Origin of the sequence: Advenella mimigardefordensis DPN7 (assembly GCF_000521505.1) — a bacterium.
GTDB classification, from domain to species: domain Bacteria; phylum Pseudomonadota; class Gammaproteobacteria; order Burkholderiales; family Burkholderiaceae_B; genus Advenella; species Advenella mimigardefordensis.
The window spans coordinates 393,664-414,252 of the sequence record NZ_CP003915.1 but is presented as its reverse complement, the minus strand read 5'-3'; the positions used below and the strand labels follow the sequence as shown (position 1 = coordinate 414,252).

The 20,589-nt window shown below is 57.7% G+C and carries 17 protein-coding genes; 10 read left to right on the top strand and 7 right to left on the bottom strand.

From position 1 onward, the window contains the following. Positions 1-22: 22 nt before the first annotated feature. The gene (locus MIM_RS01875) at positions 23-568 is read left to right on the top strand and encodes a hypothetical protein (protein ID WP_144084571.1); all 546 of its coding nucleotides are present in this window, start codon (positions 23-25) and stop codon (positions 566-568) included. 199 nt (positions 569-767) lie between these two features. On the opposite strand, the gene bfr is transcribed toward MIM_RS01875, so the two are convergent. From bfr to rpoN, 3 genes are all read right to left on the bottom strand, one after another. Beyond that, entirely contained in the window at positions 768-1,244 is a 477-nt protein-coding gene (bfr, locus tag MIM_RS01870) for a bacterioferritin (RefSeq protein ID WP_025371065.1), read from the bottom strand. Positions 1,245-1,776: 532 nt separating this feature from the next. Beyond that, entirely contained in the window at positions 1,777-2,043 is a 267-nt protein-coding gene (locus MIM_RS22355; protein ID WP_025371064.1) for a (2Fe-2S)-binding protein, read from the bottom strand. Positions 2,044-2,309: 266 nt separating this feature from the next. Then, positions 2,310-3,704: an RNA polymerase factor sigma-54 gene (gene rpoN / locus MIM_RS01860; protein WP_025371063.1), complete on the bottom strand. Its 1,395-nt coding sequence runs from the start codon at positions 3,702-3,704 to the stop codon at positions 2,310-2,312. Positions 3,705-3,722: 18 nt separating this feature from the next. Between rpoN and MIM_RS21945 the strand changes: the two genes are divergently transcribed. Together MIM_RS21945 and leuA are read left to right on the top strand one after the other, a co-directional pair. Next, the gene (locus tag MIM_RS21945) at positions 3,723-4,697 is read left to right on the top strand and encodes a hypothetical protein (protein ID WP_025371062.1); all 975 of its coding nucleotides are present in this window, start codon (positions 3,723-3,725) and stop codon (positions 4,695-4,697) included. A 360-nt stretch (positions 4,698-5,057) separates the two neighbouring features. Next, positions 5,058-6,761: a 2-isopropylmalate synthase gene (leuA, locus tag MIM_RS01850; protein WP_025371061.1), complete on the top strand. Its 1,704-nt coding sequence runs from the start codon at positions 5,058-5,060 to the stop codon at positions 6,759-6,761. A gap of 272 nt (positions 6,762-7,033) precedes the next feature. Here leuA and MIM_RS01845 read toward each other — a convergent pair whose 3' ends face one another. Beyond that, positions 7,034-7,396, bottom strand: a complete 363-nt coding sequence (locus tag MIM_RS01845) for a DUF1840 domain-containing protein (protein ID WP_025371060.1) — start codon at positions 7,394-7,396, stop codon at positions 7,034-7,036. Between the two features lie 92 nt (positions 7,397-7,488). Between MIM_RS01845 and MIM_RS01840 the strand changes: the two genes are divergently transcribed. The 6 genes from MIM_RS01840 (at position 7,489) to pdxK (ending at position 16,940) form a co-directional block, all read left to right on the top strand. Next, a complete protein-coding gene (locus tag MIM_RS01840; RefSeq protein ID WP_158318685.1) occupies positions 7,489-11,748 on the top strand; it encodes a phospholipase effector Tle1 domain-containing protein in 4,260 nt (1,419 codons plus the stop codon). A gap of 30 nt (positions 11,749-11,778) precedes the next feature. Further along, the gene (gene argS / locus MIM_RS01835; RefSeq protein WP_025371058.1) at positions 11,779-13,461 is read left to right on the top strand and encodes an arginine--tRNA ligase; all 1,683 of its coding nucleotides are present in this window, start codon (positions 11,779-11,781) and stop codon (positions 13,459-13,461) included. A gap of 16 nt (positions 13,462-13,477) precedes the next feature. Continuing rightward, entirely contained in the window at positions 13,478-14,308 is an 831-nt protein-coding gene (locus tag MIM_RS01830; protein ID WP_025371057.1) for an SPOR domain-containing protein, read from the top strand. A 120-nt stretch (positions 14,309-14,428) separates the two neighbouring features. After that, positions 14,429-15,064 (top strand): thiol:disulfide interchange protein DsbA/DsbL, encoded by a 636-nt coding sequence (locus MIM_RS01825; protein WP_025371056.1) that lies wholly within the window; start codon positions 14,429-14,431, stop codon positions 15,062-15,064. A gap of 137 nt (positions 15,065-15,201) precedes the next feature. After that, on the top strand, positions 15,202-16,041 hold the full coding sequence (locus MIM_RS01820; RefSeq protein WP_025371055.1) for a YggS family pyridoxal phosphate-dependent enzyme: 840 nt from the start codon (positions 15,202-15,204) through the stop codon (positions 16,039-16,041). Next, the gene (pdxK, locus tag MIM_RS01815; protein WP_025371054.1) at positions 16,038-16,940 is read left to right on the top strand and encodes a pyridoxine/pyridoxal/pyridoxamine kinase; all 903 of its coding nucleotides are present in this window, start codon (positions 16,038-16,040) and stop codon (positions 16,938-16,940) included. Before MIM_RS01820 ends, pdxK begins: the two co-directional genes overlap by 4 nt. Positions 16,941-16,991: 51 nt before the next feature. Here pdxK and MIM_RS01810 read toward each other — a convergent pair whose 3' ends face one another. Then, on the bottom strand, positions 16,992-18,197 hold the full coding sequence (locus tag MIM_RS01810) for a trans-sulfuration enzyme family protein (RefSeq protein ID WP_025371053.1): 1,206 nt from the start codon (positions 18,195-18,197) through the stop codon (positions 16,992-16,994). 66 nt (positions 18,198-18,263) lie between these two features. Here MIM_RS01810 and MIM_RS01805 point away from each other — a divergent pair, with 66 nt between their 5' ends. Next, positions 18,264-18,893, top strand: a complete 630-nt coding sequence (locus tag MIM_RS01805) for a LysE family translocator (protein ID WP_025371052.1) — start codon at positions 18,264-18,266, stop codon at positions 18,891-18,893. A gap of 27 nt (positions 18,894-18,920) precedes the next feature. Here the strand turns inward: MIM_RS01805 and MIM_RS01800 are convergent, their stop codons facing one another. Continuing rightward, entirely contained in the window at positions 18,921-19,676 is a 756-nt protein-coding gene (locus MIM_RS01800; RefSeq protein WP_162472007.1) for a GntR family transcriptional regulator, read from the bottom strand. A 139-nt stretch (positions 19,677-19,815) separates the two neighbouring features. Next, positions 19,816-20,580 carry an enoyl-CoA hydratase-related protein gene (locus tag MIM_RS01795; RefSeq protein ID WP_025371050.1) on the bottom strand — a complete coding sequence of 255 codons (765 nt, stop codon included), beginning with the start codon at positions 20,578-20,580 and terminating at the stop codon, positions 19,816-19,818. Between the last annotated feature and the right edge of the window lie 9 nt (positions 20,581-20,589).

Here is a 20,589-nt window from a genome sequence, read left to right as displayed (position 1 = left end):
GATGTCCTGGCGTTTATTATTTTTGTCCCTTCTCATTGTGGCCGGCGTAGCCACATGGGGTGGCCTGCAGGCGGGTGACTGGCTGATTGATCACGCCCCGGTCTCTGCCAATGTGCCTAACGTCACGGAGTCCGACCCGAACCCCATGGTAGATGCCCAGGGCCGTCCGGTTCAACTGCAACCACAGCAGCCGCTCATGAGCGGCGCACAGGGTGTTCCTAAACAGCTGGATCCGGTGCAGTGGCATGTTGATGCCGCGCAAGGCGAGCAGGCCATTGAACAAGCCGTTACCACAACCAATAGTGAAGTAACCACCGGCGAAGCAACCGATACGCTTGACGGCGGCACGGCCAGCGACAGTAACCAGGACATGGTGCCGATCCGGCGTACGCCACGCGCCAGTCGTAATGCGCCAGCGGGCAATTGGGAACCAGCCTTTCACCAGGCCATGAGTGAATGTCGCGCACTGGGCTTTTTTGATCGCCCGTCCTGCCTGTCACGGGTACGCAACCAGTATTGTGGCGCCAACAACGCATGGGGTAATGTGTCCGACTGCCCATCGCGCTGATCGCCCACTGCTCTGGTACACCAGCACCACGCGGGCCACATACCCAACGTGTTTGGCAGATAACACAACACCTTCAGAGCCTGTTCACAGAACGGCACCTGAAGGTGTTTTTTTATCATCACTCAGCCGGGTATAACCGGAACGGGTAGGCGTTCAACCCATAGCAGAAGGGGCCTGTCCAGCCCCATTTTTACTGCAATTAGTCGTTGTCGCCCATCTGGCTTTGCAGATAGTTTTCCAGACCGATTTTACCAACCAGTTCAATATTGGTTTCAAGCCAGTCGATCTGCTCTTCAACCTCTTCCAGGTTTTCCTGAAACAGGTCGCGCGTGACATAGTCACGCACGCTCTCACAGTGCGCAATGGCTTCGGTCAGCGTACGGTGATTATCAACCTCGATCTTCAGGTCGCATTTGAGAATTTCCGGTACGTTTTCACCAATGTGCAGCTTGTGCAGGTCTTGCAGGTTAGGCAGACCCTCAAGCAGGAAGATACGCTCGATGATGGCATCGGCATTCTTCATTTTTTCGATGGAAGTATGGTATTCGCTTTTGTTGTAGCGATTCAGCCCCCAGTTTTTAACCATGCGTGCGTGCAGAAAATACTGGTTGATTGAAGTCAGCTCGTTAGTCAGTTGCTTATTCAGAAATTTTAGAACGTCCTTATCGCCTTTCATGATCGTTTCCTTTGCGGTGAGTGGCACCCTCAGTAGCGGCTGATTGGCTGCGAAGGCAGCTCAGTGGTGCAATTAAGGGAAATTATAAGGGAAGACACACGCTTTACTCTGCTTTACCGGAAAAGCCCTGCAGGTGGTAAATGAGAATGGAAATGAAAGTGTTTTTGTTCAGCAGACAGGCCCGAATGCGGATCCACTTTTGGCTGTCGTTTGCTATTGAGGATAATTTGCAAAGGCTGCGATATAACCCTTGCCAAGGCTGCAATGAAACCCTCTATTTACGGATGAAAAATCACTGACAATGTTGCGCTTGCGAACCAGGATAAGGCGAGAGCACTGTCGTGCGATGGGCGCCTCGCAGTGGCCTGGCCAGGCATCATGCAAACAGGCGAAAGTACGGACGGAGGTTAAAAGGACGGGACTGATATTGCATTATCGCCACACAACCAGAAAGAACGGGCGCGACGAGTCAATGGTGGGAAGCGATTGTGTTGAAAACGTAATGTGATCAGGCGGTCAGGCAACCAGACGGTCAGGCTGCTGAACGCCAGAGCACCACAGACTCTGTTGGCAGGGCATCGCACTTTTCCTTGCCGCAATGGTCATTGGCGCCTTCATTTGCAATAGGCGCGCCACTACAGGCCGCTCGCTCCAGATAGCTACAGGCCATTTGTGCGCAGCACCCGCAATTGGTGGCGACGCCCAGTTCTCGTTGCAGGTCACTCAGCGTGCTGGCGCCCTGGGAAATAGCGCTGACAACGGCATCTTCGGTGACGGCATTACAAATGCAAATATACATGAGAGTTATTATCATCCATCCCCATGAAAGTTGCAAGTGCCGGATCGGGTTTGGTGAAAAAGCCCAGCAGTGCTGTTTTTTCAGGGTGTTACGGCAATTTTTATGCAAATTCTCCGGCGCGGCACGCAAGCGGCTGCCAGTGCGCGAGGATCGGGGGTATCTGGTAACCACACCGGGGCCGACAGCGCCCCGCAATGCGTGACCGGACAGAAACCGGTTTACTGCCGTCGCCGTCGTCGCTAACGGTGGCTCGCGTCCTGCGAGCCCTATTCCTGATTCAGGCTGGCCCGCGCCTTGCGCAGCGATGCCGATGGAATGCCCAGCACTTCTCGATACTTGGCGACGGTGCGCCGTGCGATGGTAATGCCCTCCTGCGCCAGCAGCTCCGTAAGGCGACTGTCCGACAGCGGTTTACCCTCTGGTTCGGCCTCAATATAGTTACGAATGCGGATTTGCACGGCGGTTGCGGATGCATTTTCGCCACTGTCAGTGGCCACGCCAGAGCCAAAAAAGCGTTTCAGCTCGAATACGCCATGGGGGGTGGCGATGAATTTTTGCGTTGTGGCCCGGGAAATGGTGGATTCATGCATGCCTACCGCATCGGCCACATCGCGCAGCGTCAAAGGCTGCAGACGTGCCATGCCGTATTCAAGAAAGTCGCGCTGCTTGTCCATAATGGCCCGGGAAACGTCCAGAATGGTCGTAAAACGCTGGCTGACCTGACGCATAAACCCTTTCGCAGCAGCCAGTTGTTCGCTCATGCCGGCACCGGCCTCTTTGCCCAGACGACGAATCATACTTTCGTAGCCTTCGCTGATACGCAGCGAGGGCATGACCGCCTGATTAATGGTCAGCACCCATTCTCCGTTTATTTTGCGTACCAGCACGTCCGGTACGGCAAAATCAGCCGTTGGCGTACTGAACTGCTTGCCGGGCCGGGGGTCCAGCTGGCGGATCAGGGCATGAGCCTGACGGATACGGTCAATATCTGCACCGGTGACCGATCGCAGCTGCGCCATATCGGCACGTCCCAGTGCCTCCAGCCCGTGTTCGCAAATAAGCCGCGCACAGGCCAGCACCTCGGGCTCCGGCGGGTTAACCAGGGACGAGACATTCAATTGCAGCAGCAGGCATTCGGACAGCGTACGTGCACCCACGCCTGCCGGGTCACATGACTGCAGCAGACGCAAGGCAACCGCCAGATCATCTTCACTGACATCGGCCTCTTCCGAGAACAAGGTGACAATTTCCTGCAGACTGGACATAAGGTACCCGTTATCGTCCAGTTCTTCGATCAGGTATTCGGCCAGGCTGACATCGCGCTCCGACGCGTGGGTCAGCCGCAGCTGTTCCCGCAAATGCTCGGAAAGCGACAGTCCTACCGCCGTTTCCGGTTGGAAATACTCGTCATCACGTGATTTCTGGCCAGACTGCGAGGCCCAGTCCTGTTGTAAAAGCTCGGCATCATTTTCGCTTGGATTTGTACTATCGTCGGATATTTGGTTATTATCGACAAGTTCAAGCATGGGATTGTCTTGCAGCACCTGTGCCAGTTCTGTCTGGAGATCCAGCGCAGAACACTGTAACAAACGCAGGGATTGTTGCAGTTGCGGGGTCAGCACCAACTGCTGGCCAGTTCGAAGTTCTAACGCATGACGCATATCGGATTTGGAATACCTATGAAATACAGTAATGCAGCGGTTCAGCAAAATGATGCCAGATTGGTCAGCAAAACGCTGCTTAAACTGGCTACCCCAAGGATTATAATGCGTGCCGCCGTAATTATTGTCACAATTGTGATTTGGCTGTGGGTTGCCGCAAATATCCTTGAATTCGGCGCAGCCCAGGACTACGCCATCCTGAACAAGTTTAACGTACAACTGGTTACTTTTTTACAAAGTATTAACACTTACCTGTGGTGGGCAGTCGTACTGCTGGGAACCCTGATCGTCTACTTCTTCCTGAGCTCATGGTATAGCGGCAGTGTCGAGCGCGCTGCCTACAAAACAGTGCCCGCCGATACGGCGGCCCAATTGATCGGCAGCCTGTCCCCAGAAGGCCGGGACGTGCTGGGATGGGTCTGGCGTGATCGCAGCGAACCCATCAATATTGGTAACCTGAAAAACACCAAGGATGAACTGGACAATAACCGGGTCAGCAAGCTGGCCCAGATCCGGGAACAGGAACGACTGCTGAGCCCTGGTACGGTGATCGCGGCCGACAATCGCATCGCGACGACACGGACCGAACCCCTGGCGCAGGATAAGGCCGGTCTGGTACCAACCCTGCAAGCACAACCCGTGGCGCGCCCCACCATCGAGACTGAGCGCCGTCCGGCAGCGCCCGTTACCAGTGCAGCGGCAGCCAGTACCGCCGCTACATCGCCCAAAGCGGATGCTGAGCCAGCCAACGCCAGCGCTAAACCGTCCCCCCCGGCAAAGACTGAAACCGCCGAGAAATCCGAGCCAGAACGCCCGGCCGATGCCGCAAACAATGTGGCAACACGCGCACAGAACGAACCGAGCATTTCAGAGGAACCGGCCAAAGCGCAGCCAACGGTGTCCACGTCCGAGCAAACCGAACCCACCATTGGCCGCGCCGAAGCCACGCACGAGCGTCCGCCTCGCGATGAGGTCAAACATACGATTACCTGAGCAAAAGCGTCATTACCGGAGCGTAAGTAGAAAAAACACTTGCGCGCCGGGGTAATTTTTCTTATAGTTAAGCAATGAACAGCCAGCCTGCATTTTCTCGTCACGCTTTAACCGGTCGCAACACAGTTTGCGCCACGGCTAAGTTGTGGGCTGCCGCTACACCCGAAGCAACGCTTTCTGCTGTTGCCCTATCTTCTTCTCTGCTACTGCTAGCGATCGGTTGTCGAGCCTAGAGCGTTCGTGGCAGTTCGACAGCCCCTGTACAAGCCACAAGGATTCCGTTTTATTATTCTGAATCCCGGCGTCGCTGCTTAACTCCAGTCTGTTCGCACCGGGATTCTCCCCAAAAATAGGTGCATCATGATCTCCAACCCCGCTTCCAAATACATCCCCTTCAAGGCGTTCGAACGCGATTTCTCGGAACGCACATGGCCCGGCAAAAAAATCGAGCATCCGCCCATCTGGATGAGCACCGATCTGCGCGATGGCAACCAGTCCCTGATCGAGCCCATGAGCATCGAGCGCAAGCTGCGTTTTTTCAAACACCTGGTCAAAATCGGCTTCAAAGAAATTGAAGTCGGCTTTCCCTCTGCTTCCCAGACCGATTTTGACTTCGTTCGCCTCCTGATCGAAGAAAACCATATTCCCGACGATGTACTGATCATCGTGCTCACCCAGTCACGTGAAGATCTGATCAACCGGACAGTTGAAGCGGCCGCCGGCGCCCGCCAGGCCATGGTTCACCTGTACAATGCCTGCGCCCCCGCTTTCCGCAAAATCGTCTTCAACATGAACAAAGACGAGGTCAAAAACATCGCCACCACCGGTACGGCACTGATCAAGCAGGCGGTGAGCCGTCATCCCGAAACCAAATGGCGCTACGAATACTCTCCTGAAGTATTCAGCACCACCGAACCGGAATTTGCGGTAGAAGTGTGCAACGCCGTCGCCGACGTATGGCAGCCTAGCGCAACAGACCGGATCGTGTTCAACCTGCCGGCCACGATCGAAGCCACCACCCCCAATATGTACGCAGACCAGATCGAATGGTTCTGCAACAATGTCAATAACCGCGATCGCGTGATCGTTAGCGTGCACCCGCATAATGACCGTGGCACGGCAGTCGCTGCCGCTGAGCTGGCCGTGATGGCCGGTGCCGATCGTATCGAAGGCTGCCTGTTTGGCAGTGGCGAACGTACGGGTAACGTGTGTCTGGTCACGCTGGCACTCAATTTGTACACCCAGGGTATTCACCCCGGCCTGGATTTCTCCGACATTGACGACGTACGCCGCACTGCAGAATACTGCAACCAGTTGCCGGTGCACCCACGTCACCCCTACGCGGGCGACCTGGTATTTACCGCCTTCTCGGGTTCGCACCAGGATGCCATCAAGAAAGGCTTTGCTGTACAAAAAGCCGACGGCGTCTGGGAAGTACCCTACCTGCCGATTGATCCAGCCGACCTCGGACGTAGCTACGATGCGGTTATCCGCGTAAACAGCCAGTCGGGTAAAGGTGGTGTCTCTTATCTTCTGGAAAACGAACGTGGCCTGAACCTGCCACGTCGTCTGCAGATTGAATTTTCCCGCGCCATCCAGCGCGTGACCGATGAAACCGGTACGGAAGTCAATGGCAATGCCGTATTCGACATCTTTGAAAAAGAGTATCTGAAACAGACCACACCATGGAAACTGTTGCGCCACCAGATTACCAGCAAGGCCGATGGTGAAAGCGGTGACCAGTTCAGCATCCGCGCTGAGCTTGAGGTAGACGGTCAGGTTAAAACAGTAGAAGGTAGCGGCGAAGGCGCCATTTCAGCCTTCATCAACGCCCTGAATCTGCCCATCCGCTTTATGGACTATCACGAACATGCCATGGGGTCTGGCGAGAAAACATCGGCCGTCTGCTATGTGGAACTGCGGCTTGGCGAATCTGCCACCGGCTTTGGCGTAGGCATTCATAAAGACATCGTGACCGCGTCATTTATTGCCGTCCTGAGCGCAGTCAATCGCCACCTGAACCAGCAGGAGAAAGAAGGCGCCGCACTGCGTGAAGTTGCTTAACGCGCCGCTCGGGCGCTAAAAGCGATCAAGAGGAGCCCGTTATCTGCCTGCGGCAGGGACGGGCTCCTGTGTATCCACGCCATTGTAAAAACGAACAGCACTATGTCGGGCGCAAGCCATTACGTGGCACACCTGAACTGAAGGCCGATTCAAAAAAAGGCTGATGCCTGCGTGCGCCGGCATCGCATGACTCAACCCTTACCCTGCCTACCGTAACAAGCGCGGTTCCGGCGCGTTGCCGAGAGAATCAGCAACGGGGCCGTCTGCCCTGTTTACCAGGCGCTGCCTCTTTCCCAGACCACTTCCTTGCCTGCGGCCCTGGCCTGACGCATCATGTCCAGCAATGGATAGGCGCGACGACGCAGGCTCACATTTTCGCTAATAGGATGCACGGCAATCTCGTCATCCTCTTCCTGGCGGTCCTTGTCATCAAACTGATGATCAGGGGCAGAATCCGGATCGGCATTGATGGCCTGCTCCAGCTGACGGATAGCCTCTTCCAGCTGGGTCACGGTAAAGACGCCCATTTCAGGCACAGTCTCATATTCACGCCCTGCTGCCTGCAATACCGTCCTGGCCTGTTCGGCCATCATCAGCACATCTCCGGCTATATCCGAACGAAAGGTAATCAGCATAACGGTTTTCCTCATTAGATATTTTATTGGACTGCGACCACTGCAAATACGTTCAAAAGGTGATGATACGCATTTTTCAGGTTATTGGTCATATGCGAACCCATCCTCGCTCAATTTTTCCTGCCGTCTCGCACCTGGTTCTGGTGTTTGCAGGCATGCTCCATTTTGCCCCAGAGGCCGTTGCCGAACAAGCAAATATTGCACAATGCCTGCGCCCGGCTACGGGCAACGGTCATCCGTGCCGCAGTAATAATCCATTCACACTGGGCGCCAGTGAGTCGACCATCAATAGCGGCGCCGGCAATCCGGTGAATCTGGCCACAGGCAACAAATACCAGGAAACGGTTGATGTACCGCCGGGCAATGACGGCCTGCTGGTGATGCGCAGCTATAACGCCATGGATCGAGCAGACCTGGGAATGGGTGCCGGCTGGCGACATAATTTCGATATTTATCTGCAGCGTACGCACGACGGTCTGCAAATCACTCAGGCCGACGGTTCCCGCATCCGTTTTGGCAAGCGGCACGGCAGCACTGCGCCCGCCATTGAACCTTCCCATGGACGGCTCATCCTCGCTGGAAATCGCTGGGTCTGGCAATGGCCGGATGGCAGCAGCATCACTTTTGACAGCCAGGGCTTACTCACGACGGTAAACGTAAATGGACATCAGTTGTATATACAGCGACACAGCCGTGCCTCGCTTTTTGCCGATCGAATCCTTCGGGTAACCAGTCGGGCCGGCCGCGCGCTGGTTTTTCATTACAATCAGGACGCGCACAAACCGGTTCGCGCGCGCCTGACCCGGATCGATACGCCACAAGGAACCATCCGATATCGCTATGACATACCTGCCGGGCGTCTGGTGTCCGCCTCCACGACTGACGGCAAGCAAACGCTCTACCTGTATGAACGGGTCTATCAGGGCGGCGATCCATACAAATTGACGGGCATGGCGATCCTGCCCCGCCCTGATGATCGCGCCAGCAATCAACCCTTTGTGAACGACTTGCCTGTACCGGATTTTCCGCTACCCCACTCCATCGCACCCACCCTGGCCGGCTACACGGGGCCTGGCACGACTCTGCCAGGCCTGCAACCCTACCGGCTGCGAACCTGGCAATATGACAGCAGCGGCAAAGTGATCCGCGCCGTGCTGCATGATCTGCCGGTCGGACCGGGAACCCAGTTGTTCAGCTATGGCACTGCCGGCCCTCAGCGCAGCATCACCCGCGTCACAGACGCAGACGGCCACCAGACGCGCTTTATCTGGCGACACATGCACGGTCGTCATCTGCTTGAATCGGTGAAGGGGCACGGCTGCATCGGCTGCGCCGCGCCGGGGTTGCAGGCGACCTATGATGAGCAGGGACGGCTGACATACATCAATGGCCTGGATATCACCCGCTATGCTAACGGCATGCCTGCGCAACTGAGCCTGCCTCATGGGCCATGGCCGGACCTGCAATTGCGTTTTGACCAGCAGGGGCGCGAAACGTCATGGTCCAGCGCACTCACCGGCAATCAGCGAACTCAGTACAACGATCAGGGACAAGCCACTGCCCAGACCTTTGCCAACGGCGTGCACTGGTCATACGAGTATGATGCGCAGCAACGCCTGCGCGCCGCCCGGGCCTCCCGGGCGCCTGCCGCGTTGGAGCCTGCCAATGGCAAGGACCCGAAACGCCACTCATCGGCCCATACACAAACGACCATTGATTACATAAAAGACGGTGGCGTGACGCTGGCACATGCCAACGAAACCCGGACACACACCGTAGACTGGCTACGCGGCGTCCTGCGTATCCGCACCTCCCGGCCCGGTACCCCGGCCAACCCTTACCGGGTCCGTTATGAGGATATCTTTCTGCGTGATCCGCAGGCGGACCAGACAATCCACCTGCTGCCCGAAGGCGGCCGGTTGCGTTACACCTACACGCCCGACCAGCAACTGCGCAGCATTGTGTGGGAAGACGCCAGTCAGCGCCAGCACCTCGTTTTGCAGGTCAATGCAACGGGCGATGCCACCTTCGGCAATCAGATCCGGATGCAGTACCGGCAGGATCCCGCCGGTCGTCGTCAGCACTTGCATTTCATCGCCCATACCGGCTCAGCCCAGCGTCCGATTCTGGGTCTGGAACGACAAACCGGCCGCGACGGACACATCCTGGGCGAAGATTACTATTTTCCGGCGGTCGCCAGCGCCATCAGGCGATCTTATTTCTACGGTAAACAGCAGCGACTGGCCGGCATGGTCGAGCAGCGTTACCGCTATCCCAAAGGACAATTGTCACGTGCACCGGTGGCTGCCGGCAAGCGGCGCGTATGGTACGCATGGGACGACAGCGGCGCCCGTATTGCGCGCTTTGACGGGCAACGCACACAGCGCAGCCACATCAGCCGCGATGCCAGCGGCTTGCCAGTTCGCGTAGGCAGTCTGGAAACGCACTACAGTGTTAACCGTCGCCTGGCACAAGTCTACCGGCAGGGTCAGCGTATTTTGCGAAATCTGCATAATGGCCTGGGCCACCGGATTGCGCGCCAAGACCTGCAGGCGTTTACTCATTTTTATTATCAGGACAATCGGGTCGTTGGCCACTGGTCAGTGCCCACGGGCGCACCACTGCGGGTCCCGAGCCGGGGTGCTATTTCACGACGCTACATTTATGCGGGCGCCATTCCCGTTGCCTTTATCGAATACGCAACGCCGGCTGCCTTCCAGGCAATACCGCAGCCCTCTTTCGCACAAGCAACAGACTCAACGGTTCACGCTAAGCTGCGCCCTCTGTTGCGCAACCAAGCGGCCGGAACACTGCACTTTATCCACACCGATACTCAGGGGTTGCCACTGGCGGTCACCAACAGACAGGCGCAACCCGTCTGGCTGGCCCGCCCGGAGCCGGAAGGCAAAATGACGCCACTGATCGCTCAATTGCCAATGCCCTTGCGCTATCCGGGCCAGCTTGAAGATACGGCGACCGGCTGGTTCGATAATATCTATCGCACCTACGACCCGGCTTTTGGCCACTATCTGGAGCCCGACCCGATAGGCCCCGTTCCCGGCACCGATCCACTCGGATACGCGGCCGGGCAGCCGCGTCGTTATGTAGATCCACTGGGCCTGCTGTTATTTGCCTTCGATGGTACCCGCAACCAGGGCCGCGCCACCAATTCGAATGTGTATAAGCTGCAGCAGCTGTACGATGCAGGTCCGGTGCATTACATTGGCGGCCCGGGCACCAGCGACGGCATGCATGCATTCGCTGAACCGGCAGTCTATGGCGCGACCAACCCCCTGCAAAACCCCTATGTTCTGGGTCCGCTGGGTGTGTTGCTGCGCCCGGCAGATGCCATGGCCGGTGAATCGGTGGCCGGCATTGTACGCACCCAGATGCACCGCCTGATCAACACCCTGCTCACTAACGGCCTCTCACTGCGCAACGCCGACGGCTATATCCCCATAGATGTGATCGGCTTTTCGCGCGGCGCGGCAGCAGCACGCATTTTTGCGAACCAGATTCTGCAGCACACTCAAAACGGCCTGTTCAGCGTACAGGTGCACACACCCTATACGAACAACGGACAAACACCGGATGCCTTCATGACCGTGAGTGCCTGCCTGAATTTGCGTTTCATGGGGCTGTTCGATACCGTCACGCAGCTTGGCGTGCTGGGGGCGAACAACGCCGCCTACAACTATCAGGTGTCGCCCGCCTGGCAGTGGGTGGCCCACGCCGTCGCCTTAAATGAACACAACAATATCTTCCCCTTAACCTCCATCGGCAACAGCGGGCTTGCGCAGTTCCACGAGGTGGGCTTTATGGGCAACCATTCCGATATGGGCGGTTCCATTCAGGCGACGGATACCACCCATGTGGCCAATGCAACCGGCCTGCCCGGCGATCTGGGCAACGTCGTGCTGCAATGGATGTACCAGCAGGGACGGGCGGCTGGCGTATCCTGGCGGCCGCTGCCTGCTGCCGCCCTGCGCATCCGCAATCCGCTGGTACATAACAATCTCATGCGCTATGAGTGGCAGGATCCGGCCAGCGAATCACTCAGGACCGACCGCGAAATGGAGGGGCCGGATCGGCGCTCGATCCGCCAGCATCAGTCTGCGAGTATCGGCAGGTCCCGGCGCATGCAGGTAGAACAGTTTATTGAGCGAGACCTGCCGCGAACCCGGCCGCTGACCGCAGCAGACCTGTTTTACGGCAACATGATGGCGGTGGCACCCGGTCACGAGGCAGCGCTGATCAGCCAGCCGATCGTTGGTCTTGCGGATATCCAGGCCTATGCCCGATGGCTGCGGGAAACCGCGGGCTTTGAGTTACAGACAGGCCAGGTATGGTAAAATCTGACTTTTTCCCACCCCCCGGACGCCATGCTCCCCGAGCTGCAACAACACCTACTTTCGCTGCTTCAGGCAGCCGTTCACCATATTCTTCCCGAGGCCAGCCCGGTAATCAAACTGGAACGCCCCAAGCAGGCCGACCATGGCGATATTGCCAGCAACGTTGCCATGCAAATCGCCAAGCCCGCCCGCCGGAATCCGCGTGAACTGGCCCAGGAGATTGTCGCCCATGTACTGGCCAATCCGGCTGCTGCCGGCGTTGTGGAATCGGCCGATGTGGCCGGACCCGGCTTTATCAACCTGCGCCTGACACAGGCAACGCACCAGCAGGTCCTGCAGGCCATTGCGCAGCAGGGCAGCCAGTACGGCAATGCCGCCAGGCGCAACGAAAAAGTCATTGTGGAGTTTGTGTCGGCCAACCCCACCGGTCCCCTGCACGTGGGCCATGCCCGCCAGGCGGCCCTGGGCGACTGTGTCTGCCGTCTGCTTGATGCCGGCGGCTACGATGTATTGCGCGAATTCTATTACAACGATGCCGGTAACCAGATCCATAACCTGGCGGTCAGCACGCAGGCCCGCGCCCGCGGCATCAGCCCGGACGATGCGGCCTACCCCAGTGATGGCTATCGTGGCGAGTATATTGCCGATATTGCGCATGATTACGTCAACAAGGCCACGGTAGAAGCCGATGGTCGCAGCATTACCGCCACCGGCGATCTGGACGCGCTGGAAGACATCCGCCAGTTCGCCGTTGCCTGCCTGCGCCGCGAGCAGGATCTCGATCTGCAGGCTTTCGGACTGAAATTTGACAACTACTATCTTGAAAGTTCGCTCTATAGCGACGGCAAGGTGGAAGAGACCGTCAGCAAACTCATCGCCAGCGGCTACACCTACGAGCATGAAGATGCCCTGTGGCTGAAAACGACAGAGCTGGGCACCGGCGACGATAAAGACCGGGTCATGCGCAAGGCTGACGGCGGCTACACCTATTTCGTGCCCGATGTCGCCTATCACGTGACCAAATGGAATCGAGGCTATACCCACGCCATCAACATTCAGGGCACCGATCACCACGGCACCATCGCCCGCGTGCGCGCCGGCCTGCAGGCACTCGATCTGGGTATTCCCAAAACCTACCCGTCCTATATTCTGCACAAGATGGTCAAAGTCATGCGCAACGGACAGGAAGTTAAAATATCCAAGCGCGCCGGCAGTTATGTCACCATGCGCGACCTGATCGACTGGGTCGGACAGGATGCGGTTCGCTACTTCTTAATCCAGCGCAAGGCAGACACTGAATTTGTGTTTGATATTGACCTGGCGCTGGCGAAGGGCGAAGAGAATCCGGTATATTATGTCCAGTATGCACATGCGCGTATCTGCAAACTGCTGCGTGATTCGGCAGACCTGACCGACAGTCTGGCCAGCGCCGACAGCAGCAGGCTGGTCGCCCCAACGGAAATCACGCTGCTCAAGCGCCTGGCAGAACTGCCCGGCCTGATTCAAACAGCAGGCCAGGAACTGTCACCGCATCAGGTGGCGTTCTGGCTGCAGGAATGTGCCGCCGATTTCCATTCGTGGTACAACGCCGAACGCATCATGATTGACGATATCGAATTGAAACGTGCGCGGCTGCGTCTGGCCGATGCCACCCGTCAGGTCATTGCCAATGGCCTTGATCTGCTGGGTGTGTCCGCACCCCAGCAAATGTAAGCGAGACTGTTCCACTATGGCTACACGCAAGAAACGCCCCGCCGCCCGCAGCACCCGATCCTCTTCCGGCAACGGCATGACATTTTCGTCTGTCCTGCTGGGCCTGATCATCGGCCTGTCAGTGGCTGCCGTCGCTGCGTTCATGATTATGCGTTCGCCATCTCCCATTCAGGATCACCGGCAACCGGCCAACGGGCAGCCTGGCGCATTCACCGGCCAGACCGCACCGAGCCAGGGCAAAACACTGATTGATCCAAACGCATGGATGAACAGTGACGGCAGCATCAATTCTGCGCAACAGCCTCCGACACGCCAGAAAATCGAGCCCTTGCCCCCGCTGCTAGGCATTCCGGAGAACGCCGGCGATATGCCATTTACGGCTGGCGGCTCGCTGCCCTCTGCCACACAACCCACCACACCGCCAGCAAAAACAGCACCCAAAGCAGATGACGACCAGATCGCGTCGCTGATTAACACGCTGCCTGGCGACAAAACGCCCGCAACCAGGGCGCCAGCCACAAGCCAGGCTGCTTCCCGAAACGAGCCAACAACCGCAAGCCAGAGCACCACTCCCAAAACGGCAGCAGCCACAACCGCACCCGCCGCACAGTCGCGCAGCGGCGCACCACGTTACCTGCAGGTGGGTTCCTACCGCGATGAAAAAGAGGCCGACGCCTTCCGTGCGCGCATGATCATGATGGGCTTTAACGTACAAATCCAGAAAGCCAGGGTGAACAATATGGACGTGAACCGCGTACGTATCGGCCCCTTCGATAGCGACAAGGAACTGAGTGAATCCCGTGCCCAGCTCTCGGGGGCGAAAATCAACTCCACCATTGTGCGCTAGTTCTGGTCACGACCCGCGGGGAACTTTACGGGGCACAGCCTGTCCTAATGCAGTACCGTCGGCTCTATTGGCGGCTCGCAGGCATCATTGCCCGATCATCAACCATTACACAAACAGACTATGAAATCATCCTCCATTGTGCTCCGTTTCGTATCTGCCGCCCTGCTTACCGGCGCAGCAGCCTTTGTTCCCGTCATGGCCCAGTCCGGACCGGCATTCAAAACCCTGAATACCGCCCAGCCTTCCGGCTCCGGTGACAAAGTTGAAGTGATGGAATTTTTCGCCTACAGCTGCCCGCATTGTGCAGACATGGAACCAATGGTGGAAGAATGGGTAAAAACCTTGCCTGCCAATGTTGCATTCATCCGTGTTCCGGTCGCTTTCAACGCCGCCATGCAACCCATGCAGCAACTGTATTACTCACTGGAAGCACTGGACAAGCTTGACCTGCATCCGAAAGTATTCAACGCCATTCACAAGGAAGGCAAAAAACTCTTTACCAAAGATGCCATTATCGATTGGGCTGCAACCCAGGGCATCGATAAAGCGGCCTTTACCGCTGCGTTCGACTCTTTCGGTGTAACGGCCAAAGTCAAACGCGCAACAGAAATGACCGATACCTACGCAATTGAAGGCACGCCTTCTTTTGCCATTGGCGGCAAATACGTGACCTCACCAGGCATGACGGGCGACTATGCGTCCAGCATTACCCAGGCGCAAAAACTGCTTGACCAGGTTCTGGCAGAGAAAAAGTAAACACCAGCAATGGGGCATCCGAGCTGCGCACGCCTCTCAGGGTGCGCCAGGCTCCGATGGTGCCGGCTCGTTTGCACGATGGTTGCAGCGCCTGCGCTGCACGGAATACAACCGGCCTGCCAGCAGCGAGATGACATATGAACACACCTACCACCACATCGGCTCCCACATCGGCTGCCTTAGACACCCAAACCCAGCATGATCAGCACGGCCACTGGCCGCAAGCCGAATCTGTTGACGACTTCCGCCATAATCTGGCGGCGGTTCAGGCACGCATCCAGGCCTGCTGCCAGCGCGTCGGACGCGATCCGGCCAGTGTACGTCTGCTGCCGGTCAGCAAGACCAAGCCCGAGGCAAACCTGCGTCTGGCCTATGCGGCCGGCTGTCGCCAGTTTGGTGAAAACAAACCCCAGGAAGCCTACCGCAAGTGGGAAGAAATGGCAGATCTGACTGATCTGCGCTGGTCAGTCATTGGGCATTTGCAGACCAACAAAGCCAAGCTGGTGGCGCGCTTTGCCAGCGAGTTTCAGGCACTGGACAGCCTGCGTGTCGCCGACGCGCTGGAACGGCGTCTGCAGGCCGAGGGCCGCGGACTTGATGTGTTTGTACAGGTCAATACATCAGGAGAAGCCAGTAAATATGGCCTGCCGCCGGAAGAAGTGTCCGCCTTTCTACAACAGTTACCCGCTTTTTCCGCCCTGCGGGTACGCGGCCTGATGACGCTGGCCGTGCTATCGGCCGAAGCCCCACGCGTGCGCAGCTGTTTCACCCTGCTGCGTGAACTGCGTGAACGACTGCGTCAGGACGCCCCCGAAGGCATCGCACTGGATGAACTATCCATGGGCATGTCGGGCGACTACGAAATTGCCATTGAAGAAGGCGCAACCGTGGTTCGCGTTGGCCAGGCTATTTTTGGCGCACGCGCCACGCCCGATGCCTATTACTGGCCCTCTGCAGAACAAGGAGAAGTGCGTTGAACAATCCCGCTGAACCCGGCGTCACTACCCATTCGACTACCGATCCGGGGTCTGCGCTGCGCCCACTCGCTATTGACGTGGTATCCGTCCAGTCGCAAGTGGTCTATGGACGGGTAGGCAACAACGTCGCAGTACCTGCACTCCAGGCCCAGGGTCTGACTGTGGCCACTGTTCCGACCGTGGTCTTCAGCAACACCCCGCACTACCCCTCGTTTCACGGTGGCGCCATCCCTGCGGACTGGTTCGGCGGGTATCTGGACGACCTTTTCGCCCGTCATGCACTGACGCAGGTACGTGCCGTTCTGACCGGCTATATGGGCAGTCCGCAGCAGGCACAGTTATTAGCGACATGGATAGAGCGTCTTCTCAAAGTACGTCCCGCCCTGCAGGTCGTGATTGATCCCGTTCTGGGCGACCACGACACCGGCCAATATGTCAGCCCGGATATGGCAGACGCCTACCCGCGCCATTTGTTGCCACTGGCTGACGGACTCACGCCGAATGGCTTCGAACTGCAACAGCTCACCGGTAGCACGGCATCGGATATCGACGGCGTGGTCGCCGCTGCGCGTCGTTTGCTGACCGGCCGCACGCAATGGATTGTGGTCACCAGTGCCGCACCGGCCGCCTGGCCCGATAACCAGATGCTGGTTGCCGTGGTCACGCGCCACGAACACAAAATATTAAGTCATGCCCGCATCGACGCGTCGCCCAAAGGCACCGGCGATCTGTTCAGCGCTACCCTCACAGGCCAGTTACTTGGCGGTGCGTCGCTCGTTGACGCCGCCAGCTATGCCTGTGACCAGTTGATTGCAGCCCTGAAGCTGACCCGCCAGGCACAATCGGCCGAACTGCTGCTACCGGCCATCGCCGGTTTGATGAGCGTGCAGGCCGGATAATTTGCCGCCCGCCGCATAGACCACCAGGCTCCTGAAGAGCCCCCGCAAGCGTCAGAGCACGCCCGCCTGCTGCATGGCCTGCTGCAGGTCGGCAATCACATCATCAACAGACTCCAGACCTATGTGCAGGCGTACCACCTGCACGTTGTCACCCGCATGCGCGTCAAAGTAGGCATGACTGCGCAATGCACCGGTATCAACCCACTGCACCAGGCTTTCGTAGCCCCCCCAGGAATAGCCAATACCGAATAAGGTCAACGCATTAACAAAGGTGCGCGCCTGATCGGCAGACATGGTTAGCGCGACGGACATTAAACCGTTAGAGCCGGTGCAATCGCGCTTCCACAACGCGTGACCGGCATCCTGCGGCCAGGCCGGATGAAAAATCTGCCGCACCACAGACTGCTGCGCCAGCCACTCGCAGACCGCCAGTGCATTGCGTGCGTGCTGCTCCATGCGCACCGGCAGAGTACGTACGCCCCGGATAGCCAGCCAGGCGTCATCGGCGCTGATAGAAAACCCCATCGCATACTGATTGGTGTCGATGGTTTTGATCAGCTCTGGGTCGTTCGCGATCACAGCGCCCAGCATCAGGTCCGAGTGCCCGGCGACGTATTTGGTACCAGCCACAATACTCACATCTGCGCCCAGGGCCAGCGGCTGATAGGCGTAGCCGGAACCCCAGGTGTTATCGGTCACCAGGATCAGCTCATGACGACGGGCAAATTCGGCCAGCGCCGGCATATCCAGCATCTGCATAAGCAAAGACCCAGGGGCTTCCACATACAGTATTTTGGTGTTTGGCTTCAGATGCTGCTCCAGCGCCTGCGGGTCCCTGGCCGATGTAAAGGTGGCTTCTATCCCCATACGTTGCAGCACAGTATTATTCAAATGATAAACCGGTCCGTACACGCAATCGGCCGCCAGCATATGCTCTCCCGCACTCAGCAGTGACAGCAATGCCATGCTGATGGCGCCCAGCCCTGACGAGGCCAGAAAAACACGTTGCCCGCCTTCGAGTGCGCAGAAGACATCTTCCAGCGCCGCGTGGGTTTCCATGCCCATGCGACCATAAGTGACCAGTCGTTCGCCCCGGCTTTTGCGTTTATAGGTATTTTCCAGATCTTCAACCGTATTGAACCTCACGGTACTGGTGCGGATGGACGGCAAGCCCACCGGCGCCACCGGATGCTGCGCATCACACGGCGCCGTGCCCAGATGCTGTAAACGGGTATGGATGGAAGATTCAGAAGACATGACACGACCCTGTGGTTTATGATTCAAACAGTCAACCATTATAGCCACGTCCGATCCGGAGACATCATGATCAGTGCCGACACCGCATTCGTTTTCGCGGGTATTGCCTGCCTGCTGGCACTCACGCCAGGACCCGATAATCTGTTTGTGCTGTTTCAATCCATGCTCTGGGGCTGGCGTGCCGGATTCATGATCACGCTGGGATTGTGCACGGGCCTGCTCTGGCACACCTTCATCGTGACCATTGGTGTCGCTGCTCTGATCGCTGCGTCACAGACCGCGTTTCTGGTACTCAAGCTGGTGGGCGCCGCCTACCTGCTTTATATGGCCTGGCAGGCATGGCGCGCACCGCCGGTGTTTGCCTCGGGAGAAACTGCCCCCTCGCGCCGTAGTGACCTGCAGTTTTATCGACGCGGCATTCTGATGAGCGCCACCAATCCCAAACTCAGTATTTTCTTTCTGGCCTTTCTGCCGCAATTTGCCCGCCCCGAAGCGGGCTCGGTCACACTGCAATTGCTGATGCTGAGCGCCATTTTCATCGTATGCGCACTGCTGCTCTTCAATCTGGTGGCTGCCTTTTCCAGTTTTGCGGGACGTTATCTGAAGCGCTCGGCTCTGGCCCAGCAGGTCCTTAACAAACTGGCCGCGCTGGTCTTTGTGGGCCTGGCGGTCAAGCTGGCTACCAGCAGCAAATAAAGGCCTCGCGGCCGAAGATACCCATACCTACTTCAGGCGAATATCCAGCCTGACCACGTCGCCGCGATATATACCGTCGCCGATAAAGACAATTGTGCCGTTCCGATCCACGGCGCTGCGGTGCACGTGGGCTACCGGTGCATTCAGCGGCAGTTGCAGCAAGTCGGCAAGCTCGGGATCAGCCGAGCCCAGTGTCAATGTCTGATGCGCCTCGACAATCTCCAACCCGGGCAAGTCACGCAAAATGCGCATGGATGTTTTGGTTTCGAATGCCTTGGCCGGAATGCGCCGACACACTTTTTCATCAATGAAGACTTCACCCAGATAGTAGGGTCGTCCGTTGCGCCAGTGCCGGCGGTGCCAGTACTGATAACTTTGCGCCAGCTTGCCCAGCGACAAGTCTGCCGAAGACGGCATCCGCCGATCCCTGGCGGACAGAATCTCAATACTCACCCCGTCGGGTGCGATAAGCTGACCATCCCAGTTGGATGCCACTTCACACCAAAACTGTTCTTGCGGCTTACCGGTAACAAAGGTACCTTTGGCGCGATACCGCTCAATCAGTTGCTCCGCTTGCAGCAAATCCAGGGCCTGCCGCACCGTTGCCCGGGCCACCTGGCATTCTTCGGCCAGTTCATCGACTGTCGGGATCTGCGAGCCTACAGGCCACTGGCCCGATTCGACCCGCCGCCGAAACAGGCTGGCCAGTTGCACATAGCGGGCGGCCGCGCTGCGGCTGAAATCAATGGGTGCGGTGCTGTTCCTGGTCTGCGCTTGCGTCATCTTCCTGTCCATTTATGTTGGCTCTGGCCGGCCGGAAACGAAAACATATGTGCCCGTTTCCGACTGCAACACCGCCATTAACTCGTGCATTATACCGAGTCATCCGGCCAGCCGTGTAACCAAAGGCACATCAATCAGACTATCGGCCCTTAAACACAGGTGCCCGCTTTTCAACCACGGCGCGCACGGCCTCACGTGCATCTTCCGAATTCATCAGTCTGGTGCTGTACTGTTGCTCAAGCTCATAGCCTTCGTCTACCGGCATGGCTTCAATCCGGTTCAGGGCCTCTTTCATGGTGACCAGACCGATACGGCTTTTAGAGGCAATGACCTGTGCCATATCCATCGCCGTCGGCATCAGCAAACGCGGGGCCACCACCTTTTCCACAAATCCCACGCGATGAGCCTCCCAGGCGCTGATCTGCTCGCCGGTAAACGCCATATACCGCAGGCTGCCCTGTGGCACCAGGCGACCAGTGTGCGCACCGCCCCCACAACGACCAACATTGATTTCAGGCATGGAAAAGGTCGCCTTCTCCGAAGCGATGCGAATATCACTGCTGCTGGCCAGCACGCTACCTGCGCCCAGCGCCGGGCCGTTAACCGCCGCTATGACGGGAACCGCACAATGGCGGATCGCACGAAACGTGGCGCGTACTACCTTTGCCCTTGCCGGGTCTTCCTCGGGCGTCGCGGCCAGGAACTCCTTAAGTTCCAGCCCGGCGCAAAAGGCTTTGGTGCCTTTGGCTGTGAATACGACAACGTTGATATCGTCCATGGCATTGATCGATTCAAACGTTTGGGTAATGGCCTCATAGCGCGCCAGAGTCAGGGCGTTGACCGGCGGCGAATCCAGTGTGACGATCGCGATTTTTCCCTGCTTTTCCAATTGGATTTCATTCATATTGCTTTT

Bases quoted from the DNA above. Each gene is read 5' to 3' on its own strand.
- MIM_RS01805 (WP_025371052.1), top strand. From the start codon at position 18,264: ATGATCAGTGCCGACACCGCATTCGTTTTCGCGGGTATTGCCTGCCTG.
- MIM_RS01840 (WP_158318685.1), top strand. From the start codon at position 7,489: ATGCGAACCCATCCTCGCTCAATTTTTCCTGCCGTCTCGCACCTGGTT.
- leuA (WP_025371061.1), top strand. From the start codon at position 5,058: ATGATCTCCAACCCCGCTTCCAAATACATCCCCTTCAAGGCGTTCGAA.
- MIM_RS22355 (WP_025371064.1), bottom strand. From the start codon at position 2,043: ATGTATATTTGCATTTGTAATGCCGTCACCGAAGATGCCGTTGTCAGC.
- MIM_RS21945 (WP_025371062.1), top strand. From the start codon at position 3,723: ATGAAATACAGTAATGCAGCGGTTCAGCAAAATGATGCCAGATTGGTC.
- MIM_RS01795 (WP_025371050.1), bottom strand. From the start codon at position 20,580: ATGAATGAAATCCAATTGGAAAAGCAGGGAAAAATCGCGATCGTCACA.
- MIM_RS01800 (WP_162472007.1), bottom strand. From the start codon at position 19,676: ATGACGCAAGCGCAGACCAGGAACAGCACCGCACCCATTGATTTCAGC.
- MIM_RS01830 (WP_025371057.1), top strand. From the start codon at position 13,478: ATGGCTACACGCAAGAAACGCCCCGCCGCCCGCAGCACCCGATCCTCT.
- bfr (WP_025371065.1), bottom strand. From the start codon at position 1,244: ATGAAAGGCGATAAGGACGTTCTAAAATTTCTGAATAAGCAACTGACT.
- MIM_RS01820 (WP_025371055.1), top strand. From the start codon at position 15,202: ATGAACACACCTACCACCACATCGGCTCCCACATCGGCTGCCTTAGAC.
- argS (WP_025371058.1), top strand. From the start codon at position 11,779: ATGCTCCCCGAGCTGCAACAACACCTACTTTCGCTGCTTCAGGCAGCC.
- MIM_RS01810 (WP_025371053.1), bottom strand. From the start codon at position 18,197: ATGTCTTCTGAATCTTCCATCCATACCCGTTTACAGCATCTGGGCACG.
- MIM_RS01825 (WP_025371056.1), top strand. From the start codon at position 14,429: ATGAAATCATCCTCCATTGTGCTCCGTTTCGTATCTGCCGCCCTGCTT.
- rpoN (WP_025371063.1), bottom strand. From the start codon at position 3,704: ATGCGTCATGCGTTAGAACTTCGAACTGGCCAGCAGTTGGTGCTGACC.
- MIM_RS01845 (WP_025371060.1), bottom strand. From the start codon at position 7,396: ATGCTGATTACCTTTCGTTCGGATATAGCCGGAGATGTGCTGATGATG.